Origin of the sequence: Bradyrhizobium sp. CIAT3101 (assembly GCF_029714945.1) — a bacterium.
Taxonomy (GTDB): Bacteria; Pseudomonadota; Alphaproteobacteria; order Rhizobiales; family Xanthobacteraceae; genus Bradyrhizobium.
This window is the reverse complement of record NZ_CP121634.1, coordinates 8,445,922-8,464,288: the sequence shown is the minus strand read 5'-3', so window position 1 is coordinate 8,464,288 and position 18,367 is coordinate 8,445,922. Positions and strand designations below refer to the sequence as shown.

The window sequence follows — 18,367 nt, the reverse complement described above, 5'->3', positions numbered from 1 at the left end:
GCTCCGGTCGCGGCAGTTCCGTGCTTAGTGGCCACTGGAGACAAAAGACTGTTCGCCATGTGCGAGGGCCGCGGCTGCGAAGCACGCCGCGGATCCCGAACCTGCCCGTCAGCGACCCGTTCACATAAAGCGGCGATCGGAACAACGATGAGAGCGCGAATCTTCTTCTGATGCGCAGACAGATCCTGCTCCTCAGAACGGCAAAGCCTGAGGCGCGGACGTTCCACTGCTATTAGTTAAGGAATGAGCTTGAAGTGACTAGCGCGTCAGGTTGTAGCCTGAGGGCAAATGAAGCATGCATTGGCGGCGTATCGAAACGCGGTTGAGGTAGGAGTGAATTGTGTCTGAAGCGAACTCGCCCCTCGAGCAGATAAGCCATGGAAGGCCAACGCTATCCGTTCCTGACGATGATCCGTATCTCTGGCTGGAAGAGATAGAGGGGGCGCAGGCGCTCGAATTTGTCGAGCAGCAAAATGCCAAAACTCTGGAGGTCTTTGGCGGAGCCACATTCATGCAGGATCGCGACCAACTGGCTTCGATCTATGACCGGGCGGACAATATACCCTATGTCAGCCGGCACGGTGATCATCTCTACAACCTTTGGAAAGATGCAGACAATCCGAGGGGGCTTTGGCGGCGGACGACTTTAGCAGAGTTTCGAAAGTCGAGGCCGTCATGGGATGTTTTACTCGATGTGGATCAGCTCGCGGCCATTGAACGGAAGGACTGGCTTATAAGCTGGATCGCCATGCTGCCTGGTAGCTCGCAAGTGATACTCGCTCTGTCACTGGGCGGTAGCGATGCTGTGACGCTGCGCGAGTTCGAACTGACTAAGAAGAGTTTTGTGCCTGATGGTTTTGTGCTCGATGAAGCGAAGGGTAGTGCCGCTTGGGTCGATCAGAATGCGCTGCTATTGTCCAGCGCCTATGGCGAGGGCATGGCGACATTGTCGGGCTATGCGCGGACCGTCCGATTGTGGCGCCGCGGTGAACCCATCGAACGAGCGCGCGTGGTGTTTGAGACGATCGCCGATCACACGGGCGTCAGCTGCAGAATCGATCGTACCGGCCAAGAGAAGCGGGTCTGGTTCACCAAACAGCTGAATTTCTTCAATTCCCACACATGGCTTGGAACCGAACAAGGGGCGCACATCAAGCTCGACCTTCCTACCGATATCCGGCTGGAAGCGCATCAGGATTGGCTAGCAGTGAAGCTCCGCTCGGCCGCGACAATCGAGGGAGTAATCTACCCGACAGATACCCTGCTCGGCATATCGCTGACCGCCTTTCTCGCTGGAAAGCGCAACTTCTCGGTCCTATTTCTGGCAAACTCGCCGCGGCGAGCACTGCAGGGATTTTTCTGGGTCGATGGTAAGCTTGTCCTCTCCCTCCTCGACGAGCTGCGGCCGGTGTTCGAGATCTGCACGCCTTTCCCTACGACTTGGGGCCGCGAGCAGCTGAGCAGGCTTCCCGATATGGGCCTCGTCAATGCCTGGCCGCTTGATCGCGATCCATCCGAGAGTAATGGTGACCTGCTCGCAAAGATCGAGGATCCGCTCACGCCCCCGTTACTGATGCTCCTGGAGCAAGGCGTCGCAAGTCCAGCCGTGCTGAAGGAGGCGCCCAAGACCTTTGTCGCTGATGGTCTGGTGGTCACCCAGCATGAGGCGATCTCGGTCGACGGCGAGCGCATTCCCTACGTCCAGACAGGACCGAAACAGGAGACCGGCGAGGCGCCCGTCCATATGAGCGGTTATGGCGGGTTCGGCATTTCAGTCAAGCCGTACTACAATTCGGCGCTCGGCAAGCTGTGGCTCGAGCGTGGTGGCACAACGGTGCAGGCACATTTGCGCGGCGGCGGTGAGTTCGGCACACGATGGCACGATGCTGGACGGCTCGCCGGCAAGCGGCTCTCCCATGATGACTTCGCAAGCGTTGCGGCCGACCTTGTCCGCCGCGGCGTCACACAGGCAAAGCGGATCGCGGCCGAGGGCGGATCGAACGGCGGCATTCTCATCAGCAATATGCTGACGCGCTATCCTGAGCATTTCGGCGCTCTGTTCTGTACTATCCCGCTGATTGACATGCGCCGCTACACGAAACTGCTTGCGGGCGCGAGTTGGATCGCGGAATTTGGTGACCCTGATAAGCCCGAAGAATGGGAATGGCTCAAGACCTATTCCGCCTACCATATTGCTAAGCCCGGGCAAGGCTACCCGCCAATCCTGATCGCCACGACGCGGCGGGACGATCGGGTCCATCCCGGACACGCCCGCAAGATGGTCGCCAAGCTTCAGGGGATGGGCTATGAGGCTTATCTCTACGAGCCAGCCGCGGGCGGTCACGGCTATGGCAGGGACAATAAGGATCATGCCGGCTTTCAGGTGCTGGGCTTCCAGTTCCTGAAAAGCAAGATCGGCTGGCTGGACGGGAAGGCGTAAGTGAGCGTCACCCCTACGATCTTGCAAACACGAGCCGAAATTGCTGGCCGGATTTTTAGGCGACGCAGACCAGCGCTGGGTCCGAAGTGAGCGCAGGCGTCTCGAGTTCAGTACTTTGGGAACGCTTGTTGGGCGGTGCGTTCGTGCACTATCAGTGTGTACCGCTCAGATTTCTGCTTGGCAGTGGACATATGGCTAACTGACAGAGCAGCTTCAGGTCGCCCCTAAGCTTCGAGTGAGGGCATCCGATGGGTTCAGGAGGTTTCGCGCATGCAACCCTGGCATGCTTGGCAGCTCCACTTCATCCCTGCTAGATGTGTGCACAGAATGCCAACGGAGTTGTTATGCCCAAGACGCTGAACAAGAAGATTGTACGTCGCGAGTACACGAAGACGGATGTAAAGGAACTGCGCGCACACTCTAGGGCGAAGACACCCGTTACGAAGATCGCAAAACTTACAAAGCGAACGGTTGGATCGCTGCGGCAGAAGGCACTCAAGTTAGGAATCCCGCTCGGGCACCGCCGCTAGTCAGCGCGCCGTGTGGGTAAATGCACCGCGCGGAAGCCCCGAGATCGAGCGCATCGGCAGGAAGACGCTCAGCGTCTTCTGGTGCGGCCTCATGCACTCAGCGCGGTCATCCAAAATCCCGGCCTAGTCTTCGCCGAGCTGGAGTTGCTGCTGCTGTCCAGTCCTTAATGCTTTGCTCGGCTGGTCGCCGCCGCAACCGCGCTCATCACGGAAGACAATCGTTGCCAGACGTCGGACGTCATCCCTACCGTTCGGGAGGCAATCTTAAAGGTTGCAACGCATCTCGATAGGTGCAAGTCGTCGAACTTGCTTAGGTATTGAACCGGCGCGTCACTGCTAGGCAGAAAAGTAGAGCATGTCACAGTTCGAGTCGGCCGTTTTCGGCGAGCGTTCGTACCGATCTCCCGTACAGCTTCGCATGCAGCTTATCTAATCTCCTTAGTCCCTCCTCGATGAGATTCATCGGAAGATAGCTAAAGCACAGGCGTACATGGTGGCCACTCCGCGGGCCATAATGACCGCCGTGCACCAGGTGCACGTCGTGCTCGCAGCGCGCAGCCTCGATGAAAGTCTTAGCCTCAATTCCGGGGTTAAGCCGTACCCAAAACGAGAAGCCACCGCTTGGAAGGAGATATTCTGGTTCGCAAAAGCGGCTACCCTGCAGAAGCGTGTGCATGCTGTCCCGCCTGGCACGATAATGCTGGCGTAATCGCGCAATGTGGGCACCGAGTTCGCCCGTCTGCAACAATGCTAAGACGATATTACTGACGATAGGGCTGACGCCGCCGTCGCATTTGAGGCGCGCCAATCTGTTGATGATATCCGAATCTGCAAGCACCCAGCCCAGCCGCAATCCCGGTCCGGCGACCTTGGAGATGCTATGTACATTGATGACGTTGCCGCCCGATGGAAGCCAATCAGCTACACCGTTGTACGGCAACTCCGAATAGACGAGATCCTGTACCAACGCCACCCCATGCTGGGCTAGCATCGCTGCAACCCGGGCCATATGGGCGCGCGATATCTGGCGCCCAGTCGGATTGTGAAATGCTGGTGTCGTGTAGAATATTTTCACGCGCGCATAGCGGCGCAAGGTCGATTCAAGCTCGTTCAGATCGACCCCGTCAGCGCTCATCCCGAGCTGGACGATAGTTGCCCCCGCAATCGAAAAGATGCGCAGTGCACCCAGGTAGGAGGGGTCCTCGGTCAGGACAACATCGCCCGGGTCAAGCCAGGCATCGCCGAGCAACTGCAAAGCCTGTGAAGCACCAACGGTAAGGATAACCTCCTCATGCTGCACATTATACCGCTGTGCGAGACCGCTCCGGAGCTTGGGCAAACCGACCGCGTCCGTATACTGAAGCAGATCGGCGGTCTCGACACCGAAATTTTGGCTTAATGCGTCTGGCCAGGCCAGCTCCGAGAACATCACCGGGTCGGGAAGCCCATATCCAAAATTGATGACGTGCTTCGCACCTGAGTAGTTGAACGGTGCGAAGCCCTGAGCGAGGGAGCTGCGCGTCGAGACAGGCAGGTTCATGGCTTTCTCGTTCATTGATTTTGCTTGGCTTGGTGCTTACGAAAACGCTCATTATACGATGCGATGAAATGCGCGGGCACCGCGGCGCTGAGGCATGGAAAGTCTATCTTTGGTGGCAGGCCAGCTTTTGGTGCCAGTTTGTCGAAAGACGGCGGCCATGCTGCACCGAAGAAATGCCGGCCATATCGGATCGAAAGCTCGGGTACCACGGGATACAGTAGGCTCAGGAACAACGAAATCTCCATGGCGTTCCACAGGCCGCTGTCGTCACGCGCAAAATCGGCGACCTCGAAGTACCTATCGACGATATCAAGCGCATCCCAAAATCGGAGTTCCTCGATTGCATCCGCGTAGCGCTGAGTGAGAATGCGTAGACGAGATCTAAGGCGTCTACTGTCCAATGTGCGGGCGTTGTTCGCACATTGGCGCAATGCATCTTCCCAAACCCGAAGGCGTGATGCCGCCGTGACCAATCCGTCGACATCGAACTCGTTTTCGTCACGGCCGAATGGCCGTGCAATTCGAGCGAGCGCGTAACGAAGTACATTGGGGTCTACTTCGCGCGCTACCTCGTCGGCCCAAAGTGCATGGTCGCGACTGGTCGAAAACTTCCCGCCCTCGATCTTGTAGAAGTCCTGGATCGAGTGGTTTGTGGGAATAGGATAGCCGCGTGCGAGCAGGGCGCCGGACACACCGATCGTGTAGTAGAAGCGGTTGTCCTGGCCCATGAAAAACAAAAGCCGGGTGCTAGGGGCGTGCATCGTTGATTCTGCGCTCAGAAAGTCATTGGCGCATTGCTCGCGGATCCCGGTCTCGAAGCACCACAAGCCTTCAAACCATGTGAGCAGGGTTTGGCCGAACAGATCTTCAGGGTGCAGTAGCTCGACACCATGACTGAAGTGGCGGGACATCGGTAGACCATGCGCATCGCTGGCGAGCCAAGCTCGCGCCTTATCTCGTATGGGTTCGGGCCAGGCGCTTTGTCCGATCGCTGTGTCGAGCGCCCGGGCAAGGCGGGGCGTATCGAACACGGCCTGCTCGATCCGCCTTAGTACAAGATTGTGGCCGCACGTCGTATGCCGGGCGTTGCATAACGTGTCGTGCCGAATTGCCAGGCCACAGTTCTCACACAGATTACTGTCGGTGGCCGAATTGCATGCCGGACAATTCCCGGCTGCCAGCGAGTCCGCGACAAATTCATCGCAGTGCTCGCAATAGAGTTGGACACCCTCGCGGATTTGGACGTAACCGGCCTCCTGTAGCGCGCGGAAAATCGCCAGAGCATTGTCCTTGTGGATCTCGCTGGACGTGCGAACGAACACATCAGGTGTGATGTGCACCGCACGCAGGCACTGTAGGATCTCATCAATGTGCTCTTGCGCGACCTCGCTAACGGGTTGGCCGAGCTTTCGCGCCTTTACGAGCGTATACGTGCCGTGCTCATCGGCGCCCGTGATGTAATGCGCGCGATGGCCGGCCATCCGTTGAAAGCGCACGAAGATGTCGGCGAGTAAGTACACGCCGCCGATGTGACCGAGATGCAATTTGCCGTTAGGGCAGGGGGGAGCTGGACATACGAAATAGGTGCGCATGTCAATCCCACCAGATAGCCAGGAATTTCATGGTGTTCTCCTGGCTGAGATTGCGGATAGCGTGCGTCTGATGTGGTGGCATGTAGAATAAAGTCATGTCCTTCACCGAGCGAGTCTGACCGCCAGCTTCGAATTCTCCCTCACCTGAGATCAGCACCCACAATTCGTGCTCATGGTGCGCGTGCAGATCGACCGCGCCACCGGGGACGACCTCAACAACCGAGGTACCAAATTCGGGGCTGAGATCATCCGGCAAATGCTCCAGCAAGCGACAAACCAGCACGCCATATTCGCTTCGCATTAGGGAGCGATCGATCTGCTTCGTATACACGTGGTCTTTCCTTATGAGTTGCGATCACTCGCGATAGAATATGCCGTTAGGCGCTTTCAGATCTTCAAGCTCAGATACCTTGCCCTCAGGTGGGTTATAGCCACGCTTCATACGGTTGTATTCGGCACGATCAGGCCCCCCAGTGGATGCCCGCTGGAACACCAAATAGAGCGTGCGACGAGAGCGATCGCTCTTGTTCGGTAGTGAGTAGTGGGGCGCGTAGTCGTCGAAAATAAACACGTCGCCGGCCTTCCACGGCACCGGTTCCCATTCAAAGCTCTCGGCCACTTCCGGGTTGATGACACCGCCCGCATCCATGGGAAAAACACCCTCCTTATGGCGCCCCGGAGTGAAGAACAGACCTCCATTGTCCGAATCCGAATCATCGATAGCGATGGCTGCTATGGCATGCACCATTCGCTCCGGGAGCTTGTGGGGGATATGATATATGTCCTGATGTGGGCGGTACCCGCCGCTATCAGGATACTTAAAGATCAGCAGCTCTTTGAGCATCCGCGTGTCTTCATCGAGTAATTTCTCGATCGCGCTGACGATGCGACCGTCGGCAAGGAGCGTCTGGCGTAGAGCGTCATGGTATTCCAAGAAGTTTTCGACCTTCGAGATGATTTTTCGATCATCATCGGTCTTCTCGAACCACATCATCCATTTGTCGACGCTTACGTCCCAGCGCGAGACGTTGTCTACGAAATCAGAAATCTTGTCGCGCGTAGGTGGATCGAAGAAACTTTCGAGTCGAAGATATCCATCCTGATGCCATTTCGCCTTTTGTGCGTCGGTCAGCATTTTGCGAGCTCCTTATTTGAGGCTACAGAGAGCCAATTCTTGCCTTTGGGCGGAGTGTGGTTGCCAGCACTCCGTTGAAGGCAGTCCCACCCAATAGCGTGAGCAACATCGCATCGGGGCCAAATTCGCGGATCAACTGCCCTCCAAGGAACGGAAAGCCAAACAACCCGAGAAAATAGGCTAAGGTGAAGATCTGTGAGGTAACTGGTACGGAGAGCCCACGCTCGCCAGCGAGATTGACGGCCATTCCGTTAAGGGTGGAATAGCTGAGCCCGTAGCCTGTGGCGAAGATTGTGGCGGCCAGGATATAGATCAAACTGTCCTCAGTATTGACAATTAACAACGCCAAAGAGGCGCCGGTCGCGATAAAGAGCGTGAGCGCAAGCCGGTGTACAGGCACCCGGTCCAGCAGATGGGCGACAGAAAACCGGAGCGCCACGCTGGTAAGGGTGAATACCAGGAAGAAGATGTCGGGATTGAGCTGACGTGATGCTGCATAGGCGCTCTGATAGGTTGACAGCCCCGAGAAGATACAGGCCGCAACCACGATCATGACAATCGGTGCGGCCGTCGCGTGTCGAAGCAGAGCGACAGTCGTGGCCAAGGTGACCTCGATGTGCGGCATAGATAATGAGGGCATGCTCAACATGGCACGTCGCGCCACGCCTACGCAGATGGCTGCGATGACGCAGGCGATCGCGAACAGTACGTACATGATCGCCATTGAGCCTGTGTAGGCTGCCAAAAGGTGGCCGAGCGGAGTTGCGAGGCCAAGGCCGGCCATCTGTGCGCCAGACAAGATCGTCAGATGTTGGATACGGACCGTCGGGTGTAGATGGCTGATGATCTGCAGCGGCGACAGGATGAACAATACGGACCACCCTACGCCAACGAGCATGCCGCCGGCATAGGCAAGACGCTTGTCGACGACTGCAGCGGCAAAGGCTGCCATGGCCAGCGCCATCACGATCGAGGCGGCCGCGATCGTCGGCATAATTCCAATACGCTGAGCCAGGCGACCTGCCAGGCAGCAACACACGATTGTTGTAACCATGCCACTTGAAATTATGGAGCCCGCGACGTCATGCTCCATGCCGAGAATTTCCATATATTCCGGCAATATGAAGCTCGTGCCATAGGCTGCGGCAATGACGCTCGATGCCAGCAAAAATGGTCCGGAAGCGCGGTAGGGCAGTCTGCAAGCGAGGCGGTCTGCAGCTGCAGGGGGGGCGATACGCAAGATAGAGGACCGTGCCGTGTTCATGTGATCACGCCCATCTTTTCTGCCATTGTCATTGCATCGAACACGGCGTTCTGCTCGGCCGGACTCTCGTAGCCGCCGAGGAGTTGCCCCGATTGATCGACATAGAATGGCTGTCCGAGCAGGCTGTTGATAATGAGGCTATTGCGGTAAGCCACCAACGACAGGTTTGCGCTCTGTAATCCGTGCTGGAGACGGCTTTGATTCTGCAAATAGACCGGTCCTGGCATGTTCTGCGTGAAGCTGACGGCGTAGTCAGCGCCGAGCACGGGCAGGTCGTCCTCCATGTGCGCGTTGCTAAGGAGCGACTGCAAAAAGAGGGGAGTGCGCGGCTGAAAGCCCGTAGCGAGGACTATGCGATCAACGACGATCCTGTGATGCTGCTGCTTCGTGAGACCGGTCAGATCTACTTGCCAGCGCTTGTTGAGTGGCGTGATTTGCTTGACGGCGACACTGGGGAGTAAATGGAAACTCTCAGACAATGCACCTTCCACCGCGCGTTCATACAGAACGTCATAGAGCCGATTGCACAATTCGGCTGAAATGCCATCGCTTGTCAGCTTTTCATTGTCGATGATGGCACGGCGGTGCTGAAGCGGCAGGGCGTGAAAGCGCCGGCTGTAACGGGGCATATAGGCCTCGTTGACGAAACTGGTATCGTCCATCGCAAACAGGTTTGAACGCGAAGTGACCCAGGTTATCCGAGGAGAATCGGCGCGATTGAGCATGTGCTCGGCAATCTCCGCGCCGCTCTGACCACCTCCCACAATGAGCACATGCTCGTCCGGTCGAGGTGAGCCACGGCCAAGATAGTCGGCCGCATGGTAAACGCTGTCGCCAATGTAGGCTTTAGCGCACGGGGGGATCTTTGGCTCGACGCCAATTGCTACCACCACGGCGCGTGCCAGGTGTGAAGTTGTGCTCGTACTGACGCGATAGGCGTCCCCGAAGGGGGCAACGTCTAAGACTTCTTCGTTGAAGCGGACCGTGCCGAGTTGACGTGCGACCCACCGATAATAGTCAGTGAACTCCCGCCGCGAAGTCGAGCCGTTGCGTTTGTTGATGAAACTGTAGAGCCGCCCGTGGTGTGCGAGGTAATTGAGGAAAGAATAGGGACTGGTAGGGCTTACCAAGGTCACGCAATCCTTGAACGGCGATACTTGCAGGCGGCTGTTTGGAAGCGCCATCCCCGGATGCCAGCAGAATGCTTCGCGCTTCTCCAGGAATAGTGCGCGTAGAGGTGTAGGTTCAATCAGCGCTGCTAAGCTGAGATTGAACGGACCGATTCCGACGCCGATGACATCCAACGTATCCACGAAGTTCTCTCTCACGCTTTTGTAAGGTCCCGCTTGAGGAAGATTGTCAGTTGCAGCGTATGAAAGCCTACAATCTGACGCTGCGTGAGATGCAAGATGTTTTGTCGTCCTCCGTACCGAATGTTTTGAGTGAGGTGCCGCCTCTCCTCGCCGACTGCGTCTCACACACGGACGAATCTGATCGACCGCGAAAAGACATAGATCGGCATAAAGCCCTGCCAGGACATGTATAGTCACCAGCCGCGCGCAAGCGATGTGAGCGACTGTCGGATCTGCTGAAAAGCGTTATCTAGGGGCTGCTGGCGGACACAGCTTGCTGAGGATGCGGTACGACTTGAGGTGTTGCGGCTGCCGCCATCTAAGTGAGGCGAGGCGTGCGATAGAAAAGCCTATCGTCAGGCTCGAAAGCTCTTTGCTAGTCGCAAAAAGTTCTTCAGCAGAGCATCCCCTTGTGGGGTCAGTATCGATTCGGGATGGAACTGGACGCCAAAGGTCGGTTGATCGCGATGCGCAATGGCCATGATCTCGCCCTCGTCCGAGCGTGCCGTTACCATGAGGTGTGAGGCGTGTGACTGATCGATCTCAACAATAAGAGAATGGTAGCGCCCCACGCGGAGAGGAGAAGGCAGTCCTTCGAATAGCCCTGCGCCGCCATGCGTGACGTAAGAGGACCGGCCGTGCATGGGGCGACGTGCACGTGCCACCTGTGCGCCGAACACACTCCCGATGCACTGGTGCCCAAGGCAAATGCCGAAGATCGGGACACGGCCTGAAAGTTCGCGAACGATCGAGGTAGATATTCCCGCCTCTGATGGGGAGCAGGGGCCGGGGGATATGACCACGGCGCGTGGCTTGAGACGGGCAATATCATCGACGCCGATCACGTCATTGCGAACCACTTCCGTTGATTCACGGAGCCTGCGGAAGTGGCGGGCAATGTTGAAGACGAAGGAATCGTAGTTGTCGATGATGACGATCAAGAATCACCGAAATAATTTGTCGCAAATGCGTCAAACATGCGCTGTGCCTTTACGATTGTCTCCTCGTATTCGGCCGCTGGATCCGACATCGCCGTCACCCCGCCGCCTGCGTGAAACACAGCCAAGCCGCCATCGATCGTGACAGTGCGGATTGCAATATTCGTATCCATGTGGCCGTTGAAGGCGATGAAGCCGATCGCCCCGCAATAGACTTCACGTGCCACCCGTTCGATTTCAGTAATAATTTCCATCGATCTCACCTTCGGCGCTCCGGTGATGGAGCCGCCCGGAAAGCAGGCGCGAAGAAGGGCCACCGCATCTTGGCTGCTTTTGAGTTCACCCGTAACGACCGACACGAGGTGGTGCACCGAGGCGTAGGATTCGAGATTGCACAGCGCCGTAACGTCAACTGAATGCGAAGTGCATACACGTGACAGATCGCTCCGCAGAAGATCGACGATCATGATGTTCTCGGCACGATCTTTGTCTGAAGCGACCAGGAGTTGAGCCCGACGCTTATCTTCCTTGGGATCAGTAGAGCGCGCGCACGTGCCTTTGATGGGGCGCGTTTCGACCCCTCGTCCGTCGAGCTTCAGGAAACGCTCCGGCGAGCTTGATGCAATAGCGAGAGTGCCGTAGCGCAAGAGCGCTGCAAACGGTGCCGGGTTCAATGACCGCAATTGGCAGTAGAAGGCAACGGGATCAAATGAGGTCGGTAGGCGCGCGCTAAAACGCTGCGCAATGTTGACTTGAAAGACGTCTCCGGCCTGAATCAGGTCGATCACGCGATGTACCGCCGCAATGTAGCCCTCGCGGCTAAAGTTCGAGTGCCATGGTCCGACCGCGCCATAGGTGTCATTCTGCGCCGGATCTGAGGCGGCAAGAAGAGCTGCGAACTCATTGGCTCGATGGCGCGCACGGGCGGCTCGGCGCGTGGGATCCTGCTCCGGCCACCCTGTAGAGACGATCCAGCATCTGTTCTCCTGGTGATCGTAGCTGATGACCACGTCATAAAAATGCAGAATGGATTGAGGCGAGCGGTGTTCGGAGGCTGCCGGAACTGGCAATCGCTCCAACGTCCTGTTCAGGTCGTAGCTAAAGTATCCGGCCGCACCGCCTTGAAATGGCGGCAGATCAGGGCGACGCTCTTGCGGATAGTTAGCAAGCAGGGTGCGAAGGACGTCCCATGGATCACGCTCAACACCCTCTCCGTTCCAACTTGCCCGTCCGTCCGCAACCATATAGGTGCCGAACGGATCGCAGGTCAGATAAGAGTAACGTCCAAGGATCCCGTGGCTTGCTGCGCTGTCAAGAAATGTAAGATGGGGGCGGCGGGCGAGGCGCCGCATGGCCGTGACAGGGGCAATCCATTGCAGTTCCTGGACATGCATTGGCTATCAGTCACCAGCGAGTGGTATTCGCGCGCTTCCGATTGTGGCCCGACAGGCGAGAGCGAGGGTCGATCGGAGACAAGCTCGTGAGACCGGCGGTCAGCTTAGCCTCAGCCAGCAGAGACCGCGCGCCGAGTGAGGAGCCGGACATCGGTCGATACACAGTAGTCTACCGCGAACCGCAGTTCGCGCAGCGGCCGTACTCGCCTGATCGATTCCTGGTAAAGATCATGCGCCTTGTAGGCTGCGAGTTCCGCCTCGCTCTCGAACTCACCATAAACGATGACGTCAATCTCGTTGCCGAGCTGGTCGCTCTTGCGGTTACGAGCAACCTCCAGCCGGCTTGCATGCGGGATATTCTTTAGAACCGATAATCCTTCGATGATCCGGTCAATGTGCGCCTCATCCTTGGCGGTGAACAGAACGATGTGACGGATCATGGTTGGCTCTGGGAGTGCTATTAGAGATGGGGCGCATAACTAGCTTGGGATCGTGCGCCGCGCAATGCAACTCTGCTGCATCGTTGCTTGATGATAAATTGTGCGCTGTTGCACTCCGCAACTTACCTTGGCATGGGTGTTTCTTGATCAAGAGGAAGGGCCAAGCGCTCAATGGTTTGAATGTGACGCGCGAGCAGGTTACAAGCTTGATCAAGGTTGCGCCCTCGCAAGGCCTGCAAGATGAGGCGGTGATCTTGGTTGGACCGTGGGCGCCAGCCGGCCGTCCGTGCCATCGCGAACACTAGCCTAGAGTTCGCAAGTTGTAGTTCATCAAGGCTGGCGAGCAATCGCGGCATCGCACAGGGTGCAACCAGAGCGTAATGAAAGGCCCGGTTGGCCATCTCAAAATCCTCAATGGTCTTGGCGTTGTCTCCTTCAAAGAGGGCGAGTTCAATGCGTGCCAGGTGGACCGATGAGAGCTTTGGAGCTGCATTGCGTAGCGCGACCACCTCCAGCGCAGCACGCATCTCCGCGATCTCCTTGACCGAATTCGTATCGAGCGGAGCAACCCGCACGCCGCGGCGAGGCGCACTCACAACAAGATGTTGAGCCTCCAATTGTCGGAAAGCCTCGCGCACCGGGACGTGGCTCGAGTTGAATTCCCGTGCGACATGATCCTGCCGAAGTGGAGAGTCTGGCTGCAGCGCGCCGTTGATAATGCGCTCACCAATCGACTCGGCGATGCGTCCTGAAGTCGTTCTGTTCTCGCCCATCATAGATTATCTACTGGAAAAATGCGTGCGCCCCGATAACACATCGATTAGCATCGATCCAATGTCGCTGACGATGGATAATTTGCGCGATTATCTATGATTACGGGCTCGATGCTTATGGACGTTTGTGCGGAAGTTGACCAGAAGGAAAGCTGCGAGCTCGCGCAGGTCGGCGGGAAATGGCAACGTGCCGAGGCCGAGGCGCTCTATGGTCAGCCTTTCGCTGAGCTGGTGTTTCGATCGCAAAACGTTCACCGCAATAACTTCGATCCAAACCACGTCGAAACAGCTAGCCTTCTCAGCGTCAAGACGGGTGGCTGCCCGGAAGACTGCGGCTACTGCTCGCAGAGCGCGCACTACGAGACGGGGGTGAACGCGACCCGCCTGATGGATTGCAGCGATGTGGTCGCGAAAGCGCAGCGCGCCAAGGAGGCAGGCGCGACCCGGTTCTGCATGGCTGCGGCTTGGCGAAGTCCGAAGGACCGCGATCTCGATCGGGTCTGCGAGATGGTTAGCGCCGTCAAAGAGATTGGCCTGGAAACCTGCGTCACGCTCGGCATGCTGACGCCGAAACAGGCGACGCTGCTTTCCGAGGCGGGGCTCGACTTCTATAATCACAACGTGGACACCTCGCCTGATTTTTACGGCAGGATCATCACCACCCGCACGCTGCAGGACCGCATCGATACGCTTGAGCACGTGCGCGAGGCAGGCATCAAGATCTGCTGCGGCGGCATTATCGGTATGGGCGAACGTGTTGAGGACCGCCTCGACATGCTCGTCCTGCTCGCTAACCTCCGAACACCTCCGGAAAGCGTGCCGATTAATCTTTGGAACGAGGTCAAGGGGGTTCCTGTCGTTGACGCCGCGGAGGCTCCCGATCCGATCGCGCTGGTGCGTCTGGTCGCAACCGCCCGGATCATGATGCCGAAGAGTGTAATCCGGTTGTCCGCCGGACGGCGTTCCATCAGCGACGAATTGCACGCACTGTGCTTTTTGGCAGGTGCAAATTCAATGTTTATCGGGGATGTGCTGTTGACGACTAGGAATCCGACAGCCGACCGCGACGCAAGGTTGCTGACCAAGCTCGGCATCACATCCGCCCTTGCCTGAACCAAACAGGCAACGAGCGCGCTATGTGCAGACCTCCAAGATTAGGTGAGAAATGCAGATTACCTTGTTGAAAGGCAAAATTCACTGCGCATCGGTGACCGAAGCCGATCTGCACTACGAAGGCTCGATCTCGATTGATCGTGGGCTGCTGGACGCGGCAGGGGTCCTGGTGAACGAGCGCGTCGAAATTCACAACGTCGAAACCGGCGCGCGGTTCGCCACTTTTGTCACTGAAGCGCCGAGCGGCTCGGGTACCGTAGACTTGAACGGTGCGGCTGCGCGACTGGCGTTACCCGGAGACAAAATTAGCATCTTTGCATACGTCTTGCTTGATGAGGCGGAAGCCAAGACGTTCAGACCCCGCATTGTGCTCGTCGATCGAGAGAATCGAATATTGCCGGTTTGATCGCCAAGCGACCAACTGAAGCCGTTTTTCTGCGCGCTGGTCAGAATTTTGCGCGATTTCAAAGCCCTCAGAGTGCACAATGAATTCAATCCAAGAGAGAAATTGTGCCCCTTATACCCTGGCGTTGAACGTCCTGAAGGAAGACCACCGGTTGCGCAGCCTCACTCCGCGTGCAGGAATTGATTTCACCTCGAACGACTATTTGGCGCTCGCGAGCGCGCCGCGCATGAAGAAGGCTGTCTTGGGAGCGATCGAGGCCGGCACACCGATCGGGGCCGGCGGTTCGCGGCTCCTGCGTGGCAACTGCGAGGAACACGAAAGTCTTGAAGCCGAAGCTGCAAGGTTCTTTGGCGCCGAAACAGCGCTCTTCTTTGGCAGCGGTTATGTCGCAAATTTTGCGGTCCTGACGACGGTGCCGCAGAAAGGCGATCTGCTCGTTCTCGATTCTCTGGTGCACGCGAGCATCCATGAAGGCGCGCGAGCTGGCCGCGCTGACTTTCGGATGAGCGCGCATAACGACCCACAGTCGGTTGAAAGCACGATTTGTGACTGGCGGGCAAAGGGCGGAGTTGGCCGCATCTGGATCGTGGCCGAGAGTCTCTACAGCATGGACGGCGATTTCGCGCCCCTCAAAGAGCTGGTTGCGCTCGCCGATCGACATGATGCGTTCCTGATGGTGGATGAGGCCCATGCAACAGGTGTTTACGGTCCGAAGGGGCGGGGGCTCACCGCCCCTTACGAGGCGCGAGAAAATCTCCTGGTCGTTCATACTTGCGGCAAAGCGCTCGGCGCTGCGGGGGCACTTGTCACGGCATCCGGCATCCTGCGAGACTTCATGGTCAATCGGTGCCGTCCCTTTATCTTCGCCACCGCCCCCTCGCCGTTGCTTGCCGTCGCCGTTCGCGAGGCGATTCTGATCCTGCAGCAGGAACCCGAGCGTCAGCAGCGCCTCATCGAGCTCGTCGCGTTCACTCACCGGCAGATGAAGCAGTGCGGTCGGAAAAGTTCTTCGGACTCGCAGATCGTGCCATACATCGTGGGCGATAACGCGCGTGCGATGCGGCTCGCCTCTGCGCTGCAGGCTCGCGGCTTCGACATCCGTGGAATTCGCCCGCCAACCGTGCCGGCGGGCACGGCCCGCTTGCGAGTTTCGCTGACGCTCAATGTCTCCGAGGGTGACATACGCGCAATGCTCGATGCATTGGTCGAGGAGACGGAAGGCATTCTTCAATGAGTCCAAGGATCGTGGTGACGGGCACAGATACCGGAATCGGAAAAACGATATTTTCGGCTGGGCTTGCGAACCTTCTCGCTGCAAATTATTGGAAACCGATCCAGGCTGGCCTCGACGGAGAGACCGATACCGAGACAGTCATACGATTAGGTGGCTTGTCGGCCGCTCGCATCATCCCAGAGCGCTACCGCCTTCGAACCCCCGCTTCGCCCCACTATGCCGCTGAGGTCGAAGGAATTCGCCTCGAGGCAGATTCGCTCGATGTGCCAGACACCGGGGAGCAGCCATTGGTCATCGAGGGCGCGGGCGGGCTGATGGTGCCGCTGAGTGGCGATACACTTTATATCGACGTGTTCGAGCGCTGGCGGATTCCTGTTGTGCTCTGCGCGAGCACAGAGCTGGGCACTATCAATCACTCACTGCTCTCGATAGAGGCTCTCCGAAAGCGTGAGATCCCCATTCTCGGAATGGCCTTCATCGGCGAGCGAAATTCCGAGACTCAGACCGTCATTCGCGAGATGGGGCGGGTGCGTTGGCTGGGGCGGTTGCCATGGCTCTCTCCCCTTACGGCGGACACGCTGCAGGCGGCGTTCATAACCTCATTCCGGGCAGATAGCTTCAAGTTGCATGCCAAAGATTAAGTCTCCGATCTGGCATCCGTTCACGCAACACGCTCTTCAAGCCGAAATGACAAGGGTTGTTCGTGGTATTGGTACCTATCTCTACACTTCGGATGGTCGCCGTATCATCGATGCAATCTCATCCTGGTGGGTGGTGACGCATGGTCATTGCCATCCACATATTGTGCGCGCGATTCAGGAACAAGCAGGCAAGCTCAATCAGATCATCTTTGCCGGCCATACCCACGATCCTGCGGAGGAAGTTGCCGCCCAGCTCCTGAAGCTCGCCCCACGCGGCCTCGAGCATGTCTTTTTCTCGGACAGCGGCTCAGCAAGCGTCGAAGTGGCGCTAAAAATGGCGCTTGGCTATTGGCATAATGTAGGCAAGCAACGAGTACGCATCGTCGTGATGCAACATTCCTATCATGGCGACACCATAGGTGGGATGTCGGTCGGTGCCCGCGGCGTCTTCAACGAGGCGTACGGACCCTTGCTGTTCGACGTCACCTCAGTCCCGTTTCCCACAACAGGACGTGAGCAGGACACGCTGGACGCCCTTGAGGCGGCTTGTCGAAACGAAATTCCGGCAGCGTTTGTTGTGGAACCTCTGATACTAGGGGCCGGCGGAATGCTGATGTATCCAGCCTGGGTGCTCAGGGAGATGAAGCGGATCTGCGAGGCTTCTGACGTCCTTTTCATTGCCGATGAGGTCATGACCGGCTGGGGTCGCACGGGAACACTCTTCGCGTGCGAGCAGGCCAATATCACACCAGATATCGTCTGTTACTCCAAGGGCATTACGGGAGGAGCGCTTCCCCTGGCGGTAACACTCTGTCGCGCGGATATTTTCGACGCCCACTATTCGAAAGATCGGACGCGCACGTTCTTTCATTCGAGCTCATATACCGCAAATCCCGTGGCCTGCGCGGCCGCAAGAGCCAATCTGGATCTCTGGCAAGATCCAAATACTCGTCAACGCTTGGCGGCAATCGCCGTGATGCAAGAACAGGCAATTGAGCCATTCCGGGCCGATGCACGCTTCGAAAACGTTCGTCGAACTGGCACGGTTGCAGCACTCGATCTGAAGACCCGCGATTCGGGCTATCTGGCGGACATCGGTCCGAAGCTTCACGCCTTCTTTAAGAATCGAAACCTGCTGCTGCGGCCGCTCGGCAATACGGTCTATGTGATGCCGCCCTACTCCGCGACAGCGGCAGATATTGATGAGATCTATGCTGGCATCTGGGATGCCGCGGATGCGCTGGCTGGAAAGGACGCACTGCTGGCATAGGAAGGCGAAAGCGAGTGTTTATTACTTTCTCGGCGCTGTTGCGATGATCGCAATCGCCTAAACCTTACCCTGCCGAACGCGTCAGTAAGGACTGACACAGCGCTGAAATTGGCACGCGTCCGATCCGACCCGACGCGCTATGCTTTCAGCCATAATAAAATGCAGCCCGGAAGTATCAAACGTCCTTCGTCATGCTGGATGAACGCTGATCTGCACCGTGGCTATCGGTCGCTTGTCCAAGCGGACCCAGCAAGATGCAACGTCTCGATCCGCCCGCCACGATCAGCGGACCGACCTCATCGACA

Annotated in this window: 16 protein-coding genes; 6 read left to right on the top strand and 10 right to left on the bottom strand. The window is 57.5% G+C overall.

The features are described from left to right. Nucleotides 1–340: 340 nt before the first annotated feature. Nucleotides 341–2,440 (top strand): prolyl oligopeptidase family serine peptidase, encoded by a 2,100-nt coding sequence (locus tag QA645_RS39445; protein ID WP_283046404.1) that lies wholly within the window; start codon nucleotides 341–343, stop codon nucleotides 2,438–2,440. An 888-nt stretch (nucleotides 2,441–3,328) separates the two neighbouring features. Here QA645_RS39445 and QA645_RS39440 read toward each other — a convergent pair. From QA645_RS39440 to QA645_RS39395, 10 genes are all read right to left on the bottom strand, one after another. Further along, nucleotides 3,329–4,525, bottom strand: coding sequence for a PLP-dependent aminotransferase family protein (locus QA645_RS39440; RefSeq protein ID WP_283046403.1), 1,197 nt, complete (start codon nucleotides 4,523–4,525; stop codon nucleotides 3,329–3,331). After that, the gene (locus QA645_RS39435; RefSeq protein ID WP_283046402.1) at nucleotides 4,522–6,102 is read right to left on the bottom strand and encodes a class I tRNA ligase family protein; all 1,581 of its coding nucleotides are present in this window, start codon (nucleotides 6,100–6,102) and stop codon (nucleotides 4,522–4,524) included. Before QA645_RS39435 ends, QA645_RS39440 begins: the two co-directional genes overlap by 4 nt. A 1-nt stretch (nucleotide 6,103) precedes the next feature. Next, complete coding sequence (locus QA645_RS39430; protein WP_283046401.1) at nucleotides 6,104–6,433, bottom strand: cupin domain-containing protein; 330 nt, start codon at nucleotides 6,431–6,433, stop codon at nucleotides 6,104–6,106. 24 nt (nucleotides 6,434–6,457) lie between these two features. Next, complete coding sequence (locus QA645_RS39425) at nucleotides 6,458–7,237, bottom strand: phytanoyl-CoA dioxygenase family protein (RefSeq protein ID WP_283046400.1); 780 nt, start codon at nucleotides 7,235–7,237, stop codon at nucleotides 6,458–6,460. 22 nt (nucleotides 7,238–7,259) lie between these two features. Next, nucleotides 7,260–8,405: an MFS transporter gene (locus tag QA645_RS39420; protein WP_283046399.1), complete on the bottom strand. Its 1,146-nt coding sequence runs from the start codon at nucleotides 8,403–8,405 to the stop codon at nucleotides 7,260–7,262. A 92-nt stretch (nucleotides 8,406–8,497) separates the two neighbouring features. After that, nucleotides 8,498–9,814, bottom strand: a complete 1,317-nt coding sequence (locus tag QA645_RS39415) for a SidA/IucD/PvdA family monooxygenase (protein WP_283046398.1) — start codon at nucleotides 9,812–9,814, stop codon at nucleotides 8,498–8,500. A 395-nt stretch (nucleotides 9,815–10,209) separates the two neighbouring features. Then, nucleotides 10,210–10,794: an aminodeoxychorismate/anthranilate synthase component II gene (locus tag QA645_RS39410; protein WP_283046397.1), complete on the bottom strand. Its 585-nt coding sequence runs from the start codon at nucleotides 10,792–10,794 to the stop codon at nucleotides 10,210–10,212. Continuing rightward, nucleotides 10,791–12,185 carry an aminodeoxychorismate synthase component I gene (gene pabB / locus QA645_RS39405; protein WP_283046396.1) on the bottom strand — a complete coding sequence of 465 codons (1,395 nt, stop codon included), beginning with the start codon at nucleotides 12,183–12,185 and terminating at the stop codon, nucleotides 10,791–10,793. Before pabB ends, QA645_RS39410 begins: the two co-directional genes overlap by 4 nt. A gap of 110 nt (nucleotides 12,186–12,295) precedes the next feature. Further along, entirely contained in the window at nucleotides 12,296–12,625 is a 330-nt protein-coding gene (locus tag QA645_RS39400; RefSeq protein ID WP_061849684.1) for a Dabb family protein, read from the bottom strand. A gap of 122 nt (nucleotides 12,626–12,747) precedes the next feature. Beyond that, nucleotides 12,748–13,401 carry a GntR family transcriptional regulator gene (locus tag QA645_RS39395; RefSeq protein WP_283046395.1) on the bottom strand — a complete coding sequence of 218 codons (654 nt, stop codon included), beginning with the start codon at nucleotides 13,399–13,401 and terminating at the stop codon, nucleotides 12,748–12,750. A gap of 114 nt (nucleotides 13,402–13,515) precedes the next feature. Between QA645_RS39395 and bioB the strand changes: the two genes are divergently transcribed. The 5 genes from bioB (at nucleotide 13,516) to QA645_RS39370 (ending at nucleotide 18,062) form a co-directional block, all read left to right on the top strand. Then, nucleotides 13,516–14,511, top strand: coding sequence for a biotin synthase BioB (gene bioB / locus QA645_RS39390; RefSeq protein WP_283053537.1), 996 nt, complete (start codon nucleotides 13,516–13,518; stop codon nucleotides 14,509–14,511). Between the two features lie 52 nt (nucleotides 14,512–14,563). Beyond that, nucleotides 14,564–14,917, top strand: a complete 354-nt coding sequence (gene panD, locus QA645_RS39385; RefSeq protein ID WP_283046394.1) for an aspartate 1-decarboxylase — start codon at nucleotides 14,564–14,566, stop codon at nucleotides 14,915–14,917. A gap of 79 nt (nucleotides 14,918–14,996) precedes the next feature. Beyond that, nucleotides 14,997–16,151 carry an 8-amino-7-oxononanoate synthase gene (locus QA645_RS39380; protein WP_283046393.1) on the top strand — a complete coding sequence of 385 codons (1,155 nt, stop codon included), beginning with the start codon at nucleotides 14,997–14,999 and terminating at the stop codon, nucleotides 16,149–16,151. Continuing rightward, nucleotides 16,148–16,792, top strand: a complete 645-nt coding sequence (gene bioD, locus QA645_RS39375; protein ID WP_283046392.1) for a dethiobiotin synthase — start codon at nucleotides 16,148–16,150, stop codon at nucleotides 16,790–16,792. The genes QA645_RS39380 and bioD overlap by 4 nt, the downstream gene beginning before the upstream one ends. Further along, the gene (locus QA645_RS39370; protein ID WP_283046391.1) at nucleotides 16,779–18,062 is read left to right on the top strand and encodes an adenosylmethionine--8-amino-7-oxononanoate transaminase; all 1,284 of its coding nucleotides are present in this window, start codon (nucleotides 16,779–16,781) and stop codon (nucleotides 18,060–18,062) included. Before bioD ends, QA645_RS39370 begins: the two co-directional genes overlap by 14 nt. Nucleotides 18,063–18,367: the final 305 nt, after the last annotated feature.